The following is a 21,691-nucleotide window of genomic DNA, read 5'->3' as shown; positions in this document are numbered from 1 at the left end:
GTCAGTGCGTCAGCGGCTTGCCGGTCTGCGCCAGTAGCCAGGCGATCACGCTGACGACCAGGCTGGCGAGCACGCCCCAGGCCAGTTTCAGCGCGCTGTCGAACAGCAGCGGCGCCACCAGGCCGGAGACCAGAGCAAACAGCAGCATCTGGATAAACGACTGCATCGACGACGCCAGGCCGCTGTTGTTCGGGAAGTATTCCAGCGCGATCAGCGACAGCGGCGTCATGGCCAGCGCCAGGCCGAACGAGTAGATAAACAGCGGCATCACGGCGTAAGGCACGGCCGCGACAAAGGCGCTGTTGTAGGCGACGTTGATGATGCCGGCGGCGATCATGATGGCAAAGCCGATCCACACCTGCGCGTTGCGCGAGAATTTGCTCGCGAATTTACCCGACAGCGCCGAGCCAACCACCATGCCGCTGATCAGCGGCACGAACATCCAGGCGAACGCCGTCTCCGGCAAGTGCAGGATGTTCATCACGAAGTAGGCGGCCGAGCCGATATACAGCGCCACGCCCGCAAAGCTCATGCCGACCGCGATCGACAGCAGCAGGAACTGGTGGTGGCGCAGCACCTTCCAGTAATTGGCGGCGATGACGCCGAGATGGAAGGGATGGCGGTCCTTGACGGGCAGGCTTTCCGGCAGCGCGCGCTGCACGGCGATGAACATCAGGACGCCGAAGGCGCTGAGGAACCAGAAGATCGAGCGCCAGCCGAAGCTGACCTGCAACCAGCCGCCCAGCACCGGCGCGATGGCGGGCGCCAGGCCGAACACCATCATGATATGCGCCAGGATCTTCTGCGCGGCGACGCCGGAGAAGCGGTCCTGCACGATGGCGCGGCCGACCACCGAGCCGGCGCCGGCCGCCAGGCCCTGCACAATGCGGCAGGCCAGCAGCACGCCGATCGACGGCGCCATCGCGCCGACGATGGAGGCGGCGATGTAGGCCACCAGCGACACCAGGATCACCGGACGACGGCCGAAGGAATCGGACAGGGTGCCGTAGAACAGCATCATGAAGGCAAAGCAGAACAGGAACATGCTCAACGTCTGCTGGATCAGCATCGGACTCGCGTCGAAGGTCTGGGCGATCGCCGGGAACGACGGCAGATAGGTGTCGATGGCCAGCGGCCCGACCATGGAAAGGCCGGCCAGCAGCAGTGTCAGCAAAATATTCATTTAAGGCGTATTGTTCAGTGGACCGAGCATTTTACGCGATATGCAGTCATCGCATATCCGAGCGCGAAATGCGTTTTTATAATTCGAGACATTATGACTATCGATACTTTTGATGGAACCGGCGTCAAGCCGTCGTATTGGAACCTGGACCATGTGGTCGAGCAGCTGCGCGTGTCGCGCGAGGCCACGCACAACATCCGCCATCACGGCAAGGTGCGCGAGCTGCCGTCGCGCGAGGCGCTGACAATCATCGTCAACGGCCTGTCCGCGGTGCTGTTCCCCACGCATTACGGCCGTCCCAACCTGACCGACGAGAGCATCGACTACTTCGTCGGCGACACCCTCAACACCACCTTGAACCGCTTGACGGAACAGGTCCGGCGCGGCCTGCAGTTCTCGCTGGAGGACGCCACGCCGGATGAAGAAGCCTTGACCCGCCAGGCGCACGCCATCACGCGCGAATTCGCGGCCGGCCTGCCGGGCATACGCGGGCTGCTGGTGTCCGACGTGCAGGCGGCGTTCTCCGGTGATCCGGCGGCGACCTCGGTGGCCGAGATCATGCTGTGCTATCCGGGCACTATCGCCATTTTGTACTACCGGCTGGCGCATAGCCTGCATCGACTGGGTTCGCCCTTTCTGGCGCGGCTGATTTCGGACATCGGCCATTCGCTGACCGGGATCGACATCCATCCCGGCGCGCAGATCGGCGGCAGCTTCTTCATCGATCATGGCACCGGCGTGGTGATCGGCGAGACGGCGATCATCGGCCAGCGCGTGCGCCTGTACCAGCATGTGACCCTGGGCGCCAAGCGCTTCCCGGCGGACGAAAAAGGCACCTTGATCAAGGGCGTGCCGCGTCACCCGGTGGTGGAGGACGACGTGGTGATCTACGCCGGCGCGACCATCCTGGGCCGCATCACCATCGGCGCCGGCTCCACCATCGGCGGCAACGTATGGCTCACGCAGAGTGTGCCGGCGGGGAGCAATGTGTCGCAGGCGCAGATGCGCAACGATTAAGGTATTCTTTTGGCTTGAATTTGCATGGAGTTTTGAATGACTGATCAATCGAAGTACGTACCGCCGAAAGTCTGGGCGGCCGAAGCGCCATCAGGCGGCACTTTTGCGAGCATCAACCGCCCGGTTGCGGGCCCCACGCATGACAAGGAACTGCCGGTCGGACAGCATCCCTTGCAGCTGTATTCACTGGGCACGCCGAACGGTGTGAAGGTGACGATCCTGCTGGAAGAGCTGTTGGCCGCCGGGCATGCCGGCGCCGAGTATGACGCCTGGCTGATACGCATCAACGACGGCGAGCAGTTCTCCAGCGGCTTTGTTGGCATCAATCCGAACTCGAAGATCCCCGCGCTGGTGGATCGCAGCGGCGCGCAGCCGTTGCGGGTGTTCGAATCCGGTTCAATCCTGGTGTACCTGGCGGAGAAGTTCGGCGCCTTCCTGCCGAAGGACCTGGCGGCGCGCACCGAGACGCTGAACTGGTTGTTCTGGCAGATGGGTTCCGCGCCGTTCCTGGGTGGAGGCTTCGGCCATTTCTACGCCTACGCGCCGGAAAAGCTGGAGTACCCGATCAACCGCTATGCGATGGAAGTCAAACGCCAGCTCGACGTGCTGGATCGCCAACTGGCCGATCACCGTTACGTCGCCGGCGACGACTACACCATCGCCGACATGGCGATCTGGCCGTGGTATGGCGTTCTGGTACTCGGAAAGATTTACGGCGCCGGCGAATTCCTGTCGGTGCAGGAGTACAAAAACGTCCGCCGCTGGGCCGACAAAATCGCCGCTCGTCCGGCGGTGATCCGTGGCCGCAAGGTCAACCGGACTTTCGGCGAACCGGAAGAGCAGGTGCACGAACGGCACGCCGCCTCGGATTTGGACTGATAAAAGTTGCGGAAGCGACTATGTGTCGCTTTCGTAATATTTCATTTGCGGAATTAATTATTCTGCAATAAAATGTTATTTTCGAAACTCAATGAAAATTACTATGCGCCGTATTGCCTCCATCTTGATTGGACTTTTATTTGCGGCGTCGGCACATGCCGAGATCGTATCGTTTGAATACACCGGGGTTATCAAAAGCCTTCGAGACTTTCCTTACGACGCTGAGGTAACGTCGAGCGTTTATATTCCCGGCGGCGTGCGAATTGGCGATAATTTTCACGGGTCGTTTACGATCGATACCGGTGTACCTTTGGACTTCTCCGATGCACAAACAGCGCGGTACTGGGCTCCCTGGCAGTCAACGCCACAGGTGGTAAAGCCTGCGACGATCACTTTCGATAAAACAGGCACTTCGGCTATGTTCAAACCCCAGGCGCCCAATATTTCTATCGTGCGTGCAGCTTACGATTTTGTGCAGCTGTCTGTTACTTCGGGAAACATGCAGATCATCGTGATTGATTTTTTCAATAATAAACCGGGGAATTTGTCCGATTTCTCCATCCCGAATAACTTCGACCTGAGAGCGTGGAGCAGTGCCGAGGTCTCCCTAATCTGGTCTTCTCCCGAATACGACTACAGCAACGTCGCCATGACGGGCGAGTTGACCTCCTTTACCAAAGTGTCAGCCGTGCCGGAACCCGAGTCCTACGCCATGTTCCTGGCCGGCCTCGCATTGGTGTCAGGCGTCGCCGCGCGCAGGAAGCGGCTGGCCTGATTGGAGTTCCCGATTACTTGCCCGGCTTGGCCGCGCCGCTAGCTTCCAGCGCCAGCTGGTCTTCGGTCTTCGAGTAGTCGGGGAAGTATTTGTTGGTCACCGCCAGGAACTCGCGCGAACGGTAGGCCGCCGCGAGGTCCTTGGCGAACTGCTTGTCCTTGTCCGCGCTGCGGATCGCCACCAGGTTGATGTAGTTGGACGAGATCTTTTCGGTCAACAGCGCCTCTTTCAACTTCATGCCCGAGGCCAGCGCGTAGTTACCGTTGACGAAGGAGTAGTCGGTGTCCTGCAGGGAGCGTGGCAGCTGCGCGGCGTCCAGCGAGATCAGCTTGATCTTCTTGACGTTGACGGCGATGTCCTTTTCCGACGCCTTCACCGGATCGAACTTGTCGCGCAGCTTGATCCAGCCCAGTTGATCCAGCAGCACCAGCGCGCGCGCCTGGTTGGTCGGATCGTTCGGCATGGCGACGGTGCCGCCTTCCTTTACTTCGGCCAGCGTCTTGTGCTTCTTGCTGTAGATGGCGATCGGCGCGGTCGGGATCTTCACCAGGTCCGCCAGCGGCAGCTTGTTCTTGGCCGCGAATTCATTCAGGTAGACGATGTGCTTGAACACGTTGGCGTCCAGCGAACCTTCGGCCAGCGCGAAGTTCGGCTGGATGTAGTCGTTGAATTCCACCAGCTTGATCTTGTAACCCTGCTTTTCCAGGATAGGCTTGATGCCCAGCTTGATCTGGTCCGCATACGGGCCGGCGCTGGTGCCGATCACGATTTCCTTCGGGTCCTTGGCGTAGCTTGGCGCGGCGATGCCGAGGGCGATGGTCAGTGCGGCGAGCAGCAGGTTGCGGCGAGGTGCGTTCATGTTGGTTCCCTTAAATTAGCGTTTGTCGAGGCGTTTGGCGATGCGGTTGCCGGTGAACTGGATCAGCTGCACCATGGCGATCAGGATGGCGACGGTGGCGACCATGATGTCGGTCTCGAAGCGGTAGTAGCCGTAGCGGATGGCGAGGTCGCCGATGCCACCGCCGCCCACCACGCCGGCCACGGCGGAGTAGGACAGGAAGCTGATCGACAGCACGGTCAGCGCCAGCACCAGGCCGGAACGGGCCTCCACCAGCAGCACGCGCAATACGATCTGCATCTCCGAGGCGCCCATCGCGTGGGCCGCTTCGATCACGCCGCGCGGCACTTCACGCAGGTTCTGTTCGACCATGCGGGCGAAGTAGGGTATGGCGGCGAAGGACAGCGGCACGGCGGCGGCCAGTGGCCCGATCGAGGTGCCGGCGATGATGCGCGTGAACGGCACCAGCGCCACCAGCAAAATGATGAACGGGAACGAGCGCACGGTGTTCACGAACCACCCCAGTATCAGCGAAGCGGGGCGGTTTTGCAGCGATTGTCCGTCGGCCACCAGGAACAGCAGGATGCCGAGCGGGCCGCCGATCAACACTGCTGCGGTCAGTCCGATGCCGAGCATGGTCAGCGTTTGACCGAGGGCGGTCCACATCTCCGGCAGCATGGCGATGATGGCGTCGAGCGAGGCAAGGTATTCAGACATAGGCTGCCTCCGTGTTGGCGGTGTTGATGTTGGCGGAATTGGCGGCCAATGAGCTGGCGGCGCCGTGCTGCGCCAGCTCCCGGCCCAGCGCGGTCTTGCGCGGTTCGGCCACGCCTGCGGCGTCGTCCAGCGCGAATTGTTCGGCGATCGCGCCGTCTTCGATCACGGCCACGCGGTTGCAGATCTCGCCCAGCACCGACAGCTCGTGGCTGACGATCACGATGGTCACGTTCAGGCGGCGATTGATGTCGCGCAGTGTGGCGAGCAGCGCGCGCGTGGTTTCGGCGTCGAGCGCGGACGTGGGTTCGTCGCACAGCAGCACGGCAGGGCCGCTGGCCAGCGCGCGGGCGATGGCGACGCGCTGTTTCTGGCCGCCCGACAGCTGCGCCGGATAGCTGGCCGTCTTGCCGCCCAATTCCACCAGCTCCAGGCAATCGTTGACGCGGGCGGTGATCTGCTCCGGCGTCATGCCGCCGTGGATGCGCAGCGGGAAGGCGACGTTGTCGAACACCGTGGCGTTCTGCAGCAGGTTGAATTGCTGGAAAATCATGCCGATATTGCGGCGGGCGTCGCGCAGGTCGCGCTTGGACAGCGCGGTCAGTTCGCGGCCGTCGACAAACACGCGGCCGCTGTCGGGCTGCTCCAGCAGGTTAAACAGGCGCAGCAAGGTCGATTTGCCGGCGCCGCTTTTGCCGATCAGGCCAAAGATGTCGCCTTGGTTCACTTCCAGGAAAACGTCGCGTACTGCGTGGAACTGGCCGCCGTCGGGCAGCGCAAAGGTTTTACTCGCATGATCGATGCGAATCAGTGGTGTAGTCATCGGAAATAGAGGTTGGTGCCGGTTGTAAGGTACCGGTGCGCGCAGTATCGCATCTGCCGCTCATGCGGCAAACGAAGTTTTTCCCCTTTCTATATTCCAAAAAATTATAAAGAAGAAAGCGCATATCAAAACGTAAAACTATTCGTTTTGATTTCATTGTCGCGGAATTAATCTGGCCTTCACGAATCTGGGGGAGGAAAAACCATGAGCATCGAACAAAAACGTGCGGCACGCCGTCACACACTGGGCTTGCTGTTTGCGGCGGGCGTGTTCGCCGCCGGCGCGCCGACCGCCGCCAGCGCGCAGGCCAGACAGGAAGTGCGCATCGGCTACCAGAAATACGGCACGCTGACGTTGCTGAAAGGACGCGGCACGCTGGAGCAGCGCCTGGCCGCCAAAAACGTCACCGTTAAATGGACCGAATTCCCGGCCGGCCCCGTGCTGCTGGAGGGGCTGAACGTCGGCAGCATCGACTTCGGCACCGTCGGCGAGGCGCCTCCGATCTTTGCGCAGGCAGCGGGCGCCAACCTGGTCTACATCGGCAATGAGCCACCGTCGCCGTCCAGCGAGGCGATCGTCGTGCCCAAGGATTCGAAGATCCGCAGCCTGGCGGACTTGAAGGGCAAGAAGGTTGTGCTGAACAAGGGCTCCAACGTGCACTACCTGCTGGTCAAGGCGCTGGAGAAGGCCGGCCTGGCGTACAAGGACATCGAAGCGATCTACCTGCCGCCGGCCGATGCGCGCGCGGCGTTTGAACGCGGTAGCGTGGACGCGTGGGTGATCTGGGATCCGTTCCTGGCCGCCGCCGAGAAGCAGCTGGGCGCTCGTGTGCTGGCCGATGGCAAGGGCCTGGTCTCCAATCACCAGTTCTACCTGGCCTCGCGCAGCTATGCCGAGAAGAACCCGGAGATCGTGCGCATCGTGCTCGATGAAATCGCCAAGGTCGACGCGTGGGGCGAGAAGAACCAGAAGGAAGTCGCCGTTATCCTGGCCGCGCAGACCGGATTGGCCGTGGACGTGGTGGCGCTGGCCGCCTCGCGCTATGCCTACGGCGTCAAGCCGATCAATGCGACCGTGATCGAACAGCAGCAGAAGGTGGCGGACGCCTTCACCAACCTGAAGTTGATCCCGAAAGCCATCGTGGTCAAGGAAGCCCTTTAAGGAAGCCATCATGTCCCTGAATATTTTCTGGTTCATTCCCACGCACGGCGACGGCCGCTATCTCGGCACCTCCAAGGGCGCGCGCCCGGTCGATGCCGATTACCTGAAGCAGTGCGCGGTCGCCGCCGACACGCTGGGCTACGACGGCGTGCTGCTGCCCACCGGCCGCTCCTGCGAGGACGCCTGGGTGGTCGCCTCGTCGCTGATCGGCGCGACGCAAAAACTCAAGTTCCTGGTGGCGATCCGTCCGGGCCTGACCACGCCGGGACTGGCGGTGCGCATGGCCGCGTCGTTCGACCGCCTGTCCAACGGCCGCCTGCTGATCAACGTCGTCACCGGCGGCGACCAGGGCGAGCTGGAAGCGGACGGCCTGTTCGCCGACCACGCCAAGCGCTACGAGATCTCGGATGAATTCATTCGCGTGTGGCGCGCCTCGCTGTCGGGCGAGGGCGGCGAGGCCGGCTACGATTTCGAGGGCAAGCATATCAAGGTCAAGGGCGCGAAGACGCTGTACCCGGCGGTGCAGAAGCCGTATCCGCCGCTGTACTTCGGCGGCTCGTCGGAACCGGCGCACGCGCTGGCGGCCGCGCAGATGGACGTCTACCTGACCTGGGGCGAGCCGCCGGCCGCGGTGGCCGAGAAGATCGCCGACATCCGCGCCCGCGCCGCCGCGCATGGCCGCACCGTGAAGTTCGGCATCCGGTTGCACGTGATTGTCCGCGAGACCAATGAGGCGGCATGGCGCGCGGCCGATGAGTTGATCAGCCATCTGGACGACGACATCATCGCCAAGGCGCAGGCGGCGTTCGGCAAGATGGACTCGGTGGGCCAGCAGCGCATGGCCGCGCTGCACGGCGGCCGCCGCGACAAGCTGGAGGTATCGCCCAACCTGTGGGCGGGCGTGGGCCTGGTGCGCGGCGGCGCCGGCACCGCGCTGGTGGGCGATCCACAGACGGTGGTGGCGCGCATCCAGGAATATGCGGACCTCGGCATCGAGACCTTCATCTTCTCCGGCTATCCGCACCTGGAGGAGTCGTACCGCTTCGCCGAGCTGGTGTTCCCGCTGCTGGGCAAGGGAAAAGCGGCCGGCGAGCAGTCGCTGAGCGGTCCGTTCGGCGAGGTGATGGCCAGCGACATCTTGCCGAAGAAGGCGGCATGACATGAGCACCATCGCCGCCCGTCCCAATGTGTTCGCGCCGTGGATACTGCCGGTGTTGCTGGTCGCTGGCTGGCAGGCCGCGTCGCAACTGGGCTGGCTTTCCAGCCGCATCCTGCCGGAGCCGTGGGCGGTGGCCAGGGCCTTCTGGAGCTTGGCCGCCTCCGGCGAGTTGTGGCTGCACCTGCGCACCAGCCTGTGGCGCGCGGCCAGCGGCTTCGCGCTAGGCGCCGGCGCAGGGCTGTTGCTTGGGCTGTTGACCGGCAGCGTGCGCCGCGCCGAAACACTGCTCGACACTACGCTGCAAATGGTGCGCAATATCCCGGCGCTGGCGTTGATACCGCTGGTGATCCTGTGGTTCGGCATCGATGAAACGGCCAAGCTGTTCCTGCTGGCGGTGGGCGTGTTCTTCCCCGTGTATCTGAATACCTTCCACGGCATCCGCTGCGCCGACCAGGGGCTGATCGAAATGGCGCGCAGCTACGGCCTGTCCGGCTGGCCGCTGTACCGCGACGTGATCCTGCCGGCGGCGCTGCCGTCGATCCTGGTGGGCGTGCGCTTCTCGCTAGGCCTGGTGTGGGTGCTGCTGATCGTGGCGGAGACCATCTCGGCGCAGGCGGGCATCGGCTACATGACCATGAACGCCCGCGAGTTCCTGCAAACGGACGTGGTCCTGGTGGGCATCCTGCTGTACGCCCTGCTGGGAAAACTGGCCGACCTGCTGTCGCGCGGGATGGAGAGGCACTTCCTGCGCTGGAATCCCGCTTACCGTTAATGAAAGAAACCGTATGTATATTTCGACCGCTCTATTTGACGCCGGCCACTCAGTGAGCGGCCGGCCGGCCGCTCCCACGCCCGTGCGGCGGCAGGGGGTGTCGCTGGCGCTGGACGGCGTCAGCAAATCGTTTGGCGCCCGGCGGGTGCTGAGCGATGTGCGGCTGGAATTGCGCGCCGGCGAATTCGTCGCCGTGGTTGGCCGCAGCGGCTGCGGCAAAAGCACGCTGCTGCGCGCCATCGCGGGACTGGACGCTGCCGACGCCGGCAGCATCGCCGTCGGCAGCGGCAGCATCGCCGCCAGCATCCGCATCATGTTCCAGGAGGCGCGCCTGCTGCCGTGGAAATCGGTGCTGGAGAATGTGGCGATCGGCATGCCGCATTCGCTGAACGCGGCGGCCGCCACGCTCGCCACCGTAGGCCTGGCCGACCGCGCCGATGACTGGCCGGCTGAATTGTCGGGCGGCCAGCGGCAGCGGGTGGCGCTGGCGCGGGCCTTGCTGCACGAGCCGCAGCTGCTGCTGCTGGACGAGCCGCTGGGCGCACTCGATGCGCTGACCCGCATCGAGATGCAGCAGCTGATCGAGGCGCTGTGGCAGACGCGCGGCTTTACCGCCGTGCTGGTCACACACGACGTGCAGGAGGCGCTGGCCCTGGCCGACCGCGTGGTGTTGATCGAGGCGGGCCGCATCACGCTGGACCTGAAGGTGGACTTGCCGCGTCCGCGCGCGCGCGGCAGTGCGGCGTTTGCTGCGCTGGAGCAGCGGCTGCTGAGCCGCATCCTGCATCATCCGGCGGTGGCCGGCGCAGCGGCTTGAGATGCTGTTTAGCGCTTATGATCGATTTTATCGATAGTAAGGCGGTAAATTTTTCGTTTTACAACATCAGGTGTGACGAGCATAATCGGTTCACTCGAAGGACATGCACCGGGCCGCCGTGGCGGCCGGGGCGAGTCTTTATCTCTTGTTTCCACATCATGGAGTCTTACTAATGAAAAAAATCTTCGCCCTGCTGGTTGCCGCTGGTATCTCGATGTCCGCCTTCGCCGCGCCGGAAAGCTTCACCTCCGATGCGAATCACACCTTTGCCCGTTTCGAATACAGCCACTTCGGCTACTCGCTGCAGCAAAGCCGCTTCAACAACACGACCGCCAAGATCGTGCTGGACCGCGCCGCCAAGACCGGTTCGGTTGAAGCCGTGATCGATACCAAATCGGTGGACACCGGTTCCAAGCTGTTCGACGGCCACATCCAGGGCGAAGACTTCCTGGACACCGGCAAGTTCCCGACCATCACCTACAAGTCGACCAAGTTCAACTTCAAGGGCGACGTGCCGTCTACCATCGAAGGCAACCTGACGATCAAAGGCATCACCAAGCCGGTGACGCTGACCGTGACCCATTTTCAGTGCATGGATCACCCGATGATGAAGAAGCTGGCCTGCGGCGCCAACGCCACCGCCACCATCAAGCGCACCGAGTTCAACGCCGGCAAATACGCGCCTAACGTCGGCGACGACGTGACCCTGACGTTCTCGGTCGAAGCGATCAAGGACTAATTGCAGCAAGCCTGGCGGCGTCACACCAGCTGGAACCATCCCAGCAAGGCGCCGCCGGCCAGCATCCACAGCAAGTGGATGCGGGTACGCCAGATCACCAGGCCGGCCGCCACCGACAAGGTCCACAAGGGCCAATCGGCGGTCCAGCTGTGATGCGCGCTGCCGAGTATGATCCCCACTGACACCATCAGTCCGACCACCACCGGCGCCATGCCTTGCTTGAAGGCGCGCACGCCCAGCAGTTCGCGATTCTGGTGGCCCCAGCGCGCCGCCAGATAGGTCAGGGTGGTGCTCGGCACCATGATGCCCACCATCGTCACCAGCACGCCGGCCATCGCCGCCGCGTAGCTGCCCGCGTTCAGGCCCACGTTCCAGCCCATTAGCGCCACAAACAGCACGTTCGGCCCCGGCGCAGCCTGGGCGATGGCGATCGAATCGTTGAACTGTGATTGCGTCAGCCAGTGATGTTCCTCGACCAGGAAGCGGTGCATTTCGGAGGTGGTGGAAATCGCGCCGCCGATCGACATCAACGACAACAGCATGTAATGGGCGAACAGGCTGATCCAGTCGCCCAGGCTCAGTACCAGGTGCAGCGGGGCGTCGTTCATGGCTGATGCCCCTTCAACTTGCGGTAAGTGAGCGTGACGCCGATGCTGCCCAAAATCAGCAGGGTGTAGGCCAGCGGCAGATGCAGCAGCACCACGAACATCACGCACAGCAGGGCGATGGCGGCGGTCAGCCACATCGGCAGCGGATGTTTGTTGAGCGCGGAGGCCAGCTTGAGGCCGGTGGCGGCGATCATGCCGGCCGACACCGCCGCCATGCCGCGCAGCGCGCCGGCCACGCCGGGGTGGTGCGCATAATGGGAGTGCAGCACGGCCAGCACCAGCGCCACCAGCAGCGGCACGGTGAGCATGCCGGCCAGCGCGACCAGGCCGCCGCGCAGGCCGAAGTAGCGGTTGCCGATCATCAGCGCCAGATTGACCACGTTGGGGCCGGGCATGATCTGGGCGACTGCCCATTCCTCGATAAACTCTTCCTGGGTCAGCCAGCGCTTGCGTTCGACCAACTCACGTTGCACGACCGCCAGGACGCCGCCAAAACCCTGGAGCGCCAAAATGGTGAAAGAGACGAATAGATCAAGTAGCGAGGCGGGGCGGTGGCGTGGCGGATCGGTAGGCATGCACCATTATCGCGCCGGTATTGCCGCATGTCTATGAACTCAGGTACATGGCGAGTTTTAAATCGGAATTGATAGGAAGCTGACATTGACTTTAGTCTACGGTCGCCCATACTGGCCTAGGCATGACGCAGATCAAAGTCTCGACCTTTACTTCTTCCTAAGGAACATGATGAACGTTTCGTTATTGCAGCAACGTAGCGACGAGCAATGTAGTGCCGCGGTGAATCGCGGCATTCAGGTGCAGTCCAGCTTTAATACCGTTTGTGCGATCGAATACATGAAATCCCACAACGTCGATCCGCAAGTGATCGAACGGGTGTTATTACACCCCGAACAGCGCCGAAAATCCCCACATTGAGAGCGCCGCCCGGAGCGGCGCCGCGTTTACTTATGCACAAACCATGTTGACAAGAATTATTTTCAAAATATTTTCTTGTCACAATACGTGGTGCGCTAAGTGTTTGATTTGTAAGAGGTTTGATTTTGCCTTTTGGATGGGCAGTTTGTTGAAAACCGCATAGGTAAAGCCTCCCTGCGGTGTCAATGGGGTGATATCCACATAGATATCCACAGCCTCTGTGGATATCCTGAAAAGTGCTATAACAATCCGCGACTTACGGCGTTACAGCGGACGTTTGAGCGCTTGCAGGACGCTGGCGACGACGATGTAGCGCGGCGGGATGTCGGCGGTGGCCGTCACGGTGGCGCGCAACCGTACTTCCTGGCCGTCGCGGCGCCAGGCGCTGACCACGTCGGTCCAGGCTTCGCCTTCCTTCAGCGCTTTCAGGGCGTCGGCCAGCTGGTCCGGCGGATAGGGCGGGGCGTGCAGCAGGCGCGGATCGGCGCCTTGCAATTCCTCTCGGCTGTACTGGAACACCGTGCAGAATTTATCGTTGACCGCGATAATCTTGCCGCGCGCGTCGAGCGTCACCATGGCGGCGTGCTGGTCCACCGCGGCCAGCACGGTTTTCGCCTGGTCCAGTTCCTGTTGCAGCGCCTGTATCTGCCGGTGCGCCTGCTCCAGTCCGGAATAGGCGCGCAGCGACGAAATCACCGTGGTGAACAGCTTGCGCGTGGTGAGGTCGGTCTTGCACCAGAAATCGTTGATGTCGTAGTCGAGGATGATGCTGTGTTCCAGCGCCTGTCCCGGCTGGCCGGTGCGCAGCACGATGCGCACCAGCTTGTTGTGCAGGGTGTCGCGGATGTGGCGGGCCACGTTCAGGCCGGCATCGCTGGTTTCCATGATGACGTCCAGCAGCACCAGCGCGATGTCGGGCGTGGTACGCAGCGTCGTCAGCGCTTCTTCGCCGCTGTAGGCATGCAGGAAGCTCAGCCGGCGTCCCTGGAAGCAGACATTGCTCAATGAGAATTTGGTGACCACGTGGACATCGACATCGTCGTCCACGATCAGCACCCGCCACGGGGCCGGCGTCGGCGCGGCGCCGGGCTTGCCTGGCTGGGGCTGGCTGGCCGGTGGGGCCTCGTCCTCTATCATCCAATCGGTGTCGTCGTCATTCTGATTCATGCATGGATCCCGCGATAAGTCGAAGAAGGGAATTGCGGACCTTCAGAGTGACACTATTCCTTGCTAGCACTTTTGTCAAAGGATTCCCCGGCAGGCGTGCACCGGAGTGTCTCCCCGCCGACTTATGCACAAAAAAATATTTTTCAAGCGGGCCGAAAAACCTTTGAGGTCTGAATTTTATATGATGTAAGTCATTGATTTGACAGGGTAATAAATCTGCCTGTGGATTAGGCATTTTGTTGAATCCCGCGCCGTTAAAGGCGTTCTCGGCTGTCAAGAGGTGGTTATTCACAACCTTATCCACAGTTGATGTGGATATCTGTGAAAAGGGCTTTAAATACGGCTGCTTAGCGGCTTTTCTTCAGGAATTGCTTGCGCGGCATGTGACAGTCCCGCCGCGCCAATATTTCTGATAATCAAGTGATATGATCTCATTGTAAAATTTCATGAATGTTGATGTATTTTTGTTGGGCGATTTGGCATTATTTTGCTGTTTTTGAGCCTTTTTTCTCATTAAGTCATATGATGTCTATCGCCGTTGTACGATGACATGGTTAGTTAGTCATCGGTCGCGGCGAGTTTCTGGTTAATAAATTCAGACATCTATCTTAAGGAGACTGACTTGTGGCTATGAAAGAAACCATCATTTTTGGCGCCGTAGCGCTGTTGTGCGGCGGCGCTGCATCCGCTGCCGATTGGCCCAGCGGGTATTCGAAATGCGCCGACGAGGGCGGCACCTGCAAAGCGGGAGCGAGCGGCAGGCAGGTGTCGTATGGCATCAAGGACAAATGGGTGATCGCCACCCTGTCCGGCGACGTCCTGTGTGCCACGGCTACCTTCGGCAGCGATCCTAATCCTGGACTGGCCAAAAAGTGTGCAGTCGGCCCGCTGTCTACACCGACACCGACACCGACCCCAGCGCCAACGCCAACGCCAACGCCAACGCCAACACCGACACCGACACCGACACCGACACCGACACCGACACCAACCCCAGCCGACGCCACATTCGAAGCTGCACCGGCCACGGGCTGGGCGGGACAGAACGGCGGCACCACAGGTGGCGCGGCGGCGCCCGCCACGGCCATCTACAAGGTCAACTCGGCTTCGCAATTGATGGCCGCCATCACGGCCCAGGGAGACAATCCGAAGATCATCAAGCTGTACGGCACGATCGATCCAACGAGTGCGGACAACGGCGGACCCTACACCAGCACCACCGACCAGGCCGCCCGCTTGCAGATCCGACTGGGCAGCAACACAACGCTGATCGGCATGGGCGGCGATACCAAGCTGGTCAATGCCAACATCGTCATCAACGGCAAACAAAACGTCATCGTCCGCAACATCAACATCGTCAATCCATGCGATATCGTCCCGGTCTGGGATCCGAACGACGGCAGCGCCGGCAACTGGAATTCCGAATATGACGGCGTCACCATCCTGGCGTCGAAGAATGTGTGGATCGACCACAATGTCTTCACCGACGCGCCGAAGACCGATGACCAGCTGCCCATCGAGAATGGCAAGATCAAGGAATGCCATGATGGCGCATTGGACGTCAAGAATGGTTCGGACTACGTGACGGTCTCCAACAACCGCTTCGAGCTACATGAAAAGAATAATCTGATCGGTTCGTCGGATTCCAAGACCAGCGACGACGGCCATTTGACGGTCACCTTCAACAACAACCATTTCCTGAACGTGGCGGAGCGCGCGCCGCGCGTGCGCTTCGGCAAGGTTCACATCTACAACAACTACTTCGAAGGCTCGCGCTCGCATCCGATTTATCCGCACCAGTACAGCATCGGGGTGGCGTACAAGGCGAAGATCATTTCGCAGAACAACGCTTTCGACATCGCTGGCGCCACCAGCTGTTCCAATATCATGACCAATCCGGGTTCGTCGAGCAAGACCGGCGCGGTCACCGATGCGGGGTCTCTGCTGAACGGCGGCGCGCTGACGGCGGGCGGTGCATGCAGCTTCAGCAGTGCGGTGGGCTGGACTTTGCCTTATTCCGCTCCCTTGCTGGACGCGTCGGCGGTCAAGGCTGCGGTCCTGGGCAATGCGGGGACCGGCAAGATTACCGTCCGCTAACCTTTGGCGCCGGCTGGACGTAACGGCCGGCGCTTTTTGACGCGCAGGAGAAATGGATAGCCGGATTTTCAATTGAATCGCATCAATTTTGCCTCCATGATAACATTCTCGTCCACAAATAATTTTCTATGGCGACAGTAATGTTGGATGCTAGTACTCTTTTGCGCGATGTGATCGCCCGCCGGCAGAATAAACGAATTTTGCGCCTGTCCTTTCCTCAAGGGGACGGTCCTGACGCGCAACTGCTGCCAAATAAACTGGAAGCGGACGAAGCGTTGTCGCGTGACTTCGACTACCGGGTCGAGCTGCTGTCCGACAACGCCTCATTGGCCTTGAAGGACGTTCAGGGCAAGCTGATGTGTGTGGAATTGGTGCGCGGCGATGGCAGCCTGCGCTATTTCACCGGCTATGTCTTTCGCTTCCGCCTGCTCAAGACCGACGGCGGCGTGGTGTTCTACGAAGCCTCGCTGGCGCCGTGGCTGGCCTATTTGAAGCTACGCAAAGATAACTATCTGTTCCACAACGCAACCTTGCGCGAACAGACCGACAGTATTTTTGCCGACTATTCACCGCTGCCGGACTGGGATTGCCGCCTGGCCGGCGACGATGCGCCGATGACGGACGCCTGCCAGTTCGACGAGAGCGATCACAATTACTTGCATCGCCGTTGGGAAGCCGCCGGCTGGAGTTACTGGTACGAGCACGGCGCCAACGGCCACAAGCTGGTCCTGAGCGACGACACCACCGCCGCCGACGCCATCGATGGCGGCCACTCGGTGCCGTTTCAGCGCCACGGCGGTGCGGTCGAAGAAGAGGCGATAGGCGACTGGTCGCCGGTGCGCCAGATCGTCGCCGGCACCGTCGCGCTGAGCGCCTTCAATTTCAAGCAGCCAATACCGGCCCAGTTCAGCCTGCCGACCGTCAATCAACAGGGCGCGGTGCTGAACGTAGAGAGCTACGAGTACGCTGGCGCCTATGCCTTCATCGACGGCCGTGGCGCAGACCGGCTGGCGCGCTTGCGCATCGAAGAGCTGGAAGCGTCCGGCAAGCATTTCGACGGCGCCGGCAATTGCCGGCGGTTGCAGCCTGGGCGCGCGTTCGAACTTGACGGTCACTTCGACGTTGCCGGCGACAACGACAAGAATACGTTCCTGATTGTTGGCGTTACCCATGTGGTCACCAACAACTATCTGCAAACCACGGAGGGCGAGGATGCCGGCGCCCAGTATGGCAACCGCCTGACCTGCATACGCAAGACGATTCCCTGGCGGCCGGGGCGCGGCTACCACAGTGTCGACACCCGCATCACTGCGCCGCAGACCGCCACCGTGGTGGGGCCAAGCGGGCCGGACGGCATTCATACCGAGGAATACGGCCGCGTACGGCTGCAGTTCCACTGGGACCGTGTCGGCAACAACAACGAACAGAGCTCTTCCTGGGTGCGCGTGGCCAGCGCTTGGGGCGGTAGCGAGTTGGGCGCATCGGCGGTGCCGCGGGTCGGCACCGAGGTGATCGTCCAGTGGTTGGGCGGATCGCCGGACCGGCCGATCGTTACCGGCACCGTATTCAATGAGTTGCACCAGCCGCCCTGGGCCTTGCCCGCACAGCAGGCGTTGACCGGATTGCGCAGTCGCGAACTGACGCCGAACGGCGGCAACGCCGCGCCCGGCCGCAGCAACCATCTGATCCTCGACGACACCAACGCCGGCATCCAGGCGCAGCTGAAAAGCGACCATGCGCACAGCCAGCTGTCGCTGGGCCATATCACGCGGATCGAGGACAACAGCGGCCGCAAGGACCCTCGTGGCGAAGGCTTCGAGCTGGCCACCGAAGCTTGGGGGGCGCTGCGTGCCGGCAAGGGCATGCTGTTGACCACCGAGGCGCGCCCGCAGGCGGCCTCGCACATCAAGGACATGGGCGAGACTGTGGCCCGCCTGAGCTCGGGCGCGGCGCTGCACCAGCAGCTGGCGGAAGCGGCTCAGCACCAGGATGCGCAGAAAACCGGCATCGACCAGAGCGAGGCCGGCGATGCGCTGCGCGCGCAATACGAGGCAGTGCGCGGCAACGGTGCGGCGCAGGGCGAATTCGCGGCGCCGCATCTGGTATTGTCCAGCCCTGCCGGCATCGCCAGCAGCACTCCGGAAAGCACGCACATCCAGAGCGGCCAGCATGCGGCCATCAGCAGCGGTGGCCATGTGTCCATCGCCGCTGGCAAGAGCCTGTTCGCCAGCGTGACAGAAAAGATCAGCCTGTTTGTCTCGAAAGCGGGCATGAAGCTGTTCGCCGCCAAGGGCAAGGTCGAAATCCAGGCGCAGAGCGACAATGTGGAAATCATTGCCGAGCAGGTGCTCAAGCTGATCAGTACGAAGATGAATATCGAGATCACGGCGGCCAAGGAGATCTTGCTCAACGCCGGCGGCAGCTTCATCCGCATCAATGCCAAGGGCATCGAGCAGGGGACGGGCGGCCAGTGGCTGTCGCAGGCCGGCCAGCACACGATGGAAGGGCCGAAGAACATGAACGCGGTCAAGCAGGCCGAGTTCGAAAAAGCGGTGCCGAAGAAATTCAGCCAGCAGGTGTTCGTCGATCCGGCACTGTGGAACTTGCCGGGCGGCGCCAGGGCGTTGAAATACACCTTCCTGTCGCGCACCAACCAGGTGCTGGGACGCGGCACGCTCGACGGCAAGGGCAAGTCGGCGCCATTATTTACCGACAGCGGCGAACCGGCGCGCATCGAGGTCGATGTCAACGGCGGCAAGTGGGAGCAGTTGATCTTCGATCGCCATCCGGCCATCAGCGTGCCGCTGGATGCGCCGCAGGTGGTGTTCGATCTCTATGCCGAAGGTGCGGTCGACGAGGACTCCATCGAAGGTCCGGACGATACGCTGACCACTTGAAACAAGAAAACAGAATCGGAAAATCCTTGCACCGGCGCCGCGACGTGGACCGCAATCGTCAAGGATGGCACGGACAAGATCGTGTTGTATTCCAGCGTGTTTGGCTGGAACTGAAAAATGACGAGAGATCGAGATGAAGAAACAATTAAGAACCGCAGTGTTGTGTTTACCGCTAATGGCTGCGCTTCATGCGCTTGCAGCCGCCGCACCGGCGAAATTGCCGTTGGAGCTAAAGGACCGCCGCTTCAGCGTCTACGCGATGGAATTTTCCGCGAACGGCGAGCAAGTCTGCATCGCAGGTGCCGATCACGACGACATGGGCGCCACTTCAGGACGCCTGATTTTGGTCGACCGCGCACGCAACACCATACTGTGGCAAAAGGTGTTCCCCGCGCCGGACGATTACGCGGGTATTTTTCCCGTTCAATGCAGGCCGAGCGCGGATCACGTCTATCTCTTGGCGAATGTAGACACCAAGAGCTCGCCGCCGATCACGCAGACGCTGACTTATGTGTATAGCTTCGACATGAAGGGTCAGCAGATCGCGAAGCAGCAGCTGAGTAATCCGGCACGCAATCAGTATGCGTATGCCATGGACGTGACGCAAGATGGCATCAAGGTGGCGGGCTATCTGAAGGACGTGGATGAGGACTTCGAGTACTACTCGGTCTATACCGTAACCCTGAATGCGTCCCTGCAAACCCAGGGAGTACCCGTGATACGCAAGAATGGCGCCTACACCAGGTTTGTGAGCGCCCGTATCGTCGGCGACAGCATGTATGTCGCCGGCACCTTCGCCCCGGCCAAGGTTGGGAAGAGAGCGCTGATTGACGATTTCGCCGCATCCAGGTTGCGCTTGAGCGGCGGCTATGCATGGAGTGCCCGCACCAACTTCGGTACGCGCTCGGGCGTCCGCACCGGGGTGGCCGAGGACGGTACTACCTATGCGTTGCGCTATATGGACAACACCACAACGTTGTTGACGGTGCCTCCTGGTGGCAAGCCGCTGCCGCAGCAAAGTTATTCCAGCCGCTATTGCGGTACCAGGGCAATAGCCGGCTACGGCAAGGGCCTGATCGCGGTTCGTGAAGCGTGTGACGACAGTCCTAAAGGCAGCAAGAACGCACTGGTCGAGATCGATCCACTAACTGGCAAGGAAGTCGTCTGGAACTCGGTCAGTGACGAGCCGTTGAATATCGCCACCAGCGGTTCGTCGTGGGCGCTGGTCGCCAAAAGCAAAGACGGCAAGCTTTATTTCTATTCCTCTCCGACCGGAATGCAGTAATGGCCTACACGTACGAAGACAAACTTAATTTTATCGCCGATCTGTATTGCCCTGCGCGGGTGATTGCGGATCAGACGGGATGTTCCTGGGAGGTTATCCTCGGGCAGGCGGCTCAGGAAACCGGCTGGGGCGAAAAGTGCCTGCCTGGTACGCATAACATCTACAACATCAAAGCCGATAAAAGCTGGAAAGGCGAGTCGAAGGTTTTCCATGTGTGGGAAAAGGTGAACGGTAAAACCATATGGGTTGATGACGCCTTCCGTGTCTATGGCTCTATCACCGAGAGCCTGAAGGATAGGATGACGTTCTTGCGGGTTAATCCTCGCTATGCTGGTCTGGAAAAACCCGGCATCAAAGGCAACTACAAGAAGGAGGCGCAAGAGTTGCTGGACTCGGGCTATGCCACCGATGAAAAGTACGCCAAGAGCTTGATCGAGATTATTGAAGGACCTACCATGCGGCGTGGCGTGGCCCGCGCGCAAAAGCGTGGCTGTGGGGCGGCGCTACCGGTGGTGGAGGTATTCCTGCTCGACGGCGCCAAGGTCGCGATCAAGAAGGCCAAGGTGCAGGTGCTGCAGGATGGCAAGCAGGCCGAGGTGGCGACCGACGACCATGGCCGCCTGGTGATACGTATTACGCCTAAGAGCGGGGATATCCGGCTCAAGGTATTCGACAAGGATCAGAACGTGTGGGTAGGTCTGGACCCGATCCAGTTGGCCAAGCCGGCCACGGACAAGACCGCTACCCTGATCGCGCCGACCTTTACCGCGCAGACCAGTACGCGCGAGCATGACAAGAAAACGTCGGCCAAGCCGCCCGCTGCGCCGGCTGCGTCCAAGCCGGCCGCAACGGGGGCGTCGGCCGTAACCAAGTTCAAGGACTACAAAGTCCTCAAGGGCGACAGCCTGGCCTCGATCGCCAGCGCGCACCGGACCAGCTACCAGGCGCTTGCCGAAGCCAACGGCATCAGCTCGCCGTACATCATCCGCCCGGACCAGGTCCTGAGGGTGCCCGATGTGAAGGCGCAGCTGGCCGATCAGGAAAAGCGCCATGCCGCTTCTGCGGCCGCCGCGCATGGCGCTGCCGCAGGCCACGGCACGCAGGCCAAGGCCGCGGTCAAGCCCTCGGCGCCCGCTGCCCCGGCCGCCAACGATCATGACGGCGGCAGCGGCGGCATCACGCTGGCGTCGCTGGGACAGGCATTGTCGAAAGGAACGGCCGGCCTGCACACGGTGTTCTTCCGCAATGCGGATGAACGTCCGCAGACCGATCTGATGCATGCCAGCCGGGCGCCATGGATGAAGGTTGCGCAGGAAGAGTTCGAGAAGGGCGTCAAGCGCCGCACCGGCCGGGGCAACCACGACCCCCGCATCCTCGAATACTTCACCGCCACGCCGGGCCTGGAGAGGAGCGCCGCTTCGATCGATGAAACGCCGTATTGCGCCGCTTTCGTCAACTGGTGCCTGGGACGCACCGGCTACAGAGGCAACGGCAGCGCGTTGGCGGCGTCGTTCGCCAGATGGGGGCGCCCGACCAAGGACAACAAGCCGGCGCTGGGCGCGGTGGCCTTGATCAGGTTCCCCGGCGGCGGCCATCATGTCACCTTCGTGGCCGGCATCAGCCCCAACGGCCGCCTGATCGCCACGCTGGGCGGCAACCAGGGCGAAAGCCACGAGGTCAGCCATAGCCGCTGTCCCAAGACGATGGTGGTAACCTACCGCTATCCGTCCGACTACCCGGATTACGACGACGATTATGTGCTGCACGACGTGGAAAGCGACCACGCACCGATGACCGCCAGTTCCACTCACTAGACAGGATTTTTTG

General features: G+C 61.6%; 19 protein-coding genes and 1 pseudogene. 13 read left to right on the top strand and 7 right to left on the bottom strand.

The features are described from left to right. Position 1 precedes the first annotated feature (1 nt). Positions 2-1,183 carry a multidrug effflux MFS transporter gene (locus KVP70_RS02350; RefSeq protein WP_217940380.1) on the bottom strand — a complete coding sequence of 394 codons (1,182 nt, stop codon included), beginning with the start codon at positions 1,181-1,183 and terminating at the stop codon, positions 2-4. A gap of 93 nt (positions 1,184-1,276) precedes the next feature. On the opposite strand from KVP70_RS02350, the gene epsC reads away from it, so the two are divergent. From epsC to KVP70_RS34115, 3 genes are all read left to right on the top strand, one after another. Next, positions 1,277-2,200, top strand: a complete 924-nt coding sequence (gene epsC / locus KVP70_RS02345; RefSeq protein WP_217940379.1) for a serine O-acetyltransferase EpsC — start codon at positions 1,277-1,279, stop codon at positions 2,198-2,200. Between the two features lie 36 nt (positions 2,201-2,236). Then, positions 2,237-3,079 (top strand): glutathione-dependent disulfide-bond oxidoreductase, encoded by an 843-nt coding sequence (gene yghU / locus KVP70_RS02340; RefSeq protein WP_217940378.1) that lies wholly within the window; start codon positions 2,237-2,239, stop codon positions 3,077-3,079. A gap of 91 nt (positions 3,080-3,170) precedes the next feature. Beyond that, positions 3,171-3,854, top strand: coding sequence for a PEP-CTERM sorting domain-containing protein (locus KVP70_RS34115; RefSeq protein ID WP_229224529.1), 684 nt, complete (start codon positions 3,171-3,173; stop codon positions 3,852-3,854). Between the two features lie 13 nt (positions 3,855-3,867). Here the strand turns inward: KVP70_RS34115 and KVP70_RS02330 are convergent, their stop codons facing one another. From KVP70_RS02330 to KVP70_RS02320, 3 genes are read right to left on the bottom strand one after another with little or no spacing between them, the layout of a single operon-like run. Further along, positions 3,868-4,713: a MetQ/NlpA family ABC transporter substrate-binding protein gene (locus KVP70_RS02330; RefSeq protein WP_217940377.1), complete on the bottom strand. Its 846-nt coding sequence runs from the start codon at positions 4,711-4,713 to the stop codon at positions 3,868-3,870. Between the two features lie 15 nt (positions 4,714-4,728). Beyond that, positions 4,729-5,409, bottom strand: a complete 681-nt coding sequence (locus KVP70_RS02325; protein WP_217940376.1) for a methionine ABC transporter permease — start codon at positions 5,407-5,409, stop codon at positions 4,729-4,731. Continuing rightward, positions 5,402-6,229: a methionine ABC transporter ATP-binding protein gene (locus KVP70_RS02320; protein WP_217940375.1), complete on the bottom strand. Its 828-nt coding sequence runs from the start codon at positions 6,227-6,229 to the stop codon at positions 5,402-5,404. Before KVP70_RS02320 ends, KVP70_RS02325 begins: the two co-directional genes overlap by 8 nt. 204 nt (positions 6,230-6,433) lie before the next feature. Here KVP70_RS02320 and KVP70_RS02315 point away from each other — a divergent pair, with 204 nt between their 5' ends. The 5 genes from KVP70_RS02315 to KVP70_RS02295 all read left to right on the top strand — a co-directional run bounded on the left by KVP70_RS02315 (position 6,434) and on the right by KVP70_RS02295 (position 10,877). Beyond that, a complete protein-coding gene (locus KVP70_RS02315; RefSeq protein WP_217940374.1) occupies positions 6,434-7,390 on the top strand; it encodes a sulfonate ABC transporter substrate-binding protein in 957 nt (318 codons plus the stop codon). Positions 7,391-7,406: 16 nt separating this feature from the next. Beyond that, entirely contained in the window at positions 7,407-8,549 is a 1,143-nt protein-coding gene (gene ssuD / locus KVP70_RS02310) for an FMNH2-dependent alkanesulfonate monooxygenase (protein WP_217940523.1), read from the top strand. Position 8,550: 1 nt separating this feature from the next. Then, entirely contained in the window at positions 8,551-9,321 is a 771-nt protein-coding gene (gene ssuC, locus KVP70_RS02305; RefSeq protein WP_217940373.1) for an aliphatic sulfonate ABC transporter permease SsuC, read from the top strand. A 13-nt stretch (positions 9,322-9,334) separates the two neighbouring features. Further along, positions 9,335-10,138: an ATP-binding cassette domain-containing protein gene (locus tag KVP70_RS02300; protein ID WP_217940372.1), complete on the top strand. Its 804-nt coding sequence runs from the start codon at positions 9,335-9,337 to the stop codon at positions 10,136-10,138. Between the two features lie 172 nt (positions 10,139-10,310). Beyond that, positions 10,311-10,877, top strand: a complete 567-nt coding sequence (locus tag KVP70_RS02295) for a YceI family protein (RefSeq protein WP_217940371.1) — start codon at positions 10,311-10,313, stop codon at positions 10,875-10,877. Between the two features lie 20 nt (positions 10,878-10,897). Here KVP70_RS02295 and KVP70_RS02290 read toward each other — a convergent pair whose 3' ends face one another. Both KVP70_RS02290 and KVP70_RS02285 read right to left on the bottom strand, forming a co-directional pair. Then, positions 10,898-11,485: a chromate transporter gene (locus KVP70_RS02290; RefSeq protein WP_217940370.1), complete on the bottom strand. Its 588-nt coding sequence runs from the start codon at positions 11,483-11,485 to the stop codon at positions 10,898-10,900. After that, positions 11,482-12,060: a chromate transporter gene (locus tag KVP70_RS02285; RefSeq protein WP_217940369.1), complete on the bottom strand. Its 579-nt coding sequence runs from the start codon at positions 12,058-12,060 to the stop codon at positions 11,482-11,484. Before KVP70_RS02285 ends, KVP70_RS02290 begins: the two co-directional genes overlap by 4 nt. Positions 12,061-12,229: 169 nt before the next feature. Here KVP70_RS02285 and KVP70_RS02280 point away from each other — a divergent pair, with 169 nt between their 5' ends. Further along, positions 12,230-12,418, top strand: coding sequence for a hypothetical protein (locus KVP70_RS02280; RefSeq protein WP_116989348.1), 189 nt, complete (start codon positions 12,230-12,232; stop codon positions 12,416-12,418). Positions 12,419-12,682: 264 nt separating this feature from the next. Here the strand turns inward: KVP70_RS02280 and KVP70_RS02275 are convergent, their stop codons facing one another. Further along, positions 12,683-13,585, bottom strand: a complete 903-nt coding sequence (locus tag KVP70_RS02275) for a PAS domain S-box protein (protein WP_217940368.1) — start codon at positions 13,583-13,585, stop codon at positions 12,683-12,685. Positions 13,586-14,653: 1,068 nt separating this feature from the next. Between KVP70_RS02275 and KVP70_RS02270 the strand changes: the two are divergent. From KVP70_RS02270 to KVP70_RS02255, 4 genes and pseudogenes are all read left to right on the top strand, one after another. Beyond that, positions 14,654-15,682: pseudogene (locus KVP70_RS02270) on the top strand (pectate lyase family protein); the annotation flags it as partial. A 140-nt stretch (positions 15,683-15,822) separates the two neighbouring features. Continuing rightward, complete coding sequence (locus KVP70_RS02265; RefSeq protein WP_229224528.1) at positions 15,823-18,579, top strand: type VI secretion system Vgr family protein; 2,757 nt, start codon at positions 15,823-15,825, stop codon at positions 18,577-18,579. 133 nt (positions 18,580-18,712) lie between these two features. Further along, positions 18,713-19,864, top strand: coding sequence for a hypothetical protein (locus tag KVP70_RS02260; protein ID WP_217940365.1), 1,152 nt, complete (start codon positions 18,713-18,715; stop codon positions 19,862-19,864). Next, entirely contained in the window at positions 19,864-21,678 is a 1,815-nt protein-coding gene (locus tag KVP70_RS02255; RefSeq protein WP_217940364.1) for a TIGR02594 family protein, read from the top strand. Before KVP70_RS02260 ends, KVP70_RS02255 begins: the two co-directional genes overlap by 1 nt. Positions 21,679-21,691 lie beyond the last annotated feature (13 nt).

The sequence above is a fragment of the Duganella violaceipulchra genome (assembly GCF_019166075.1).
GTDB classification, from domain to species: Bacteria; Pseudomonadota; Gammaproteobacteria; order Burkholderiales; family Burkholderiaceae_D; genus Rugamonas; species Rugamonas violaceipulchra.
Note: the sequence above shows the minus strand (reverse complement) of the source record. Positions and strands in the feature narration are given on the sequence as shown.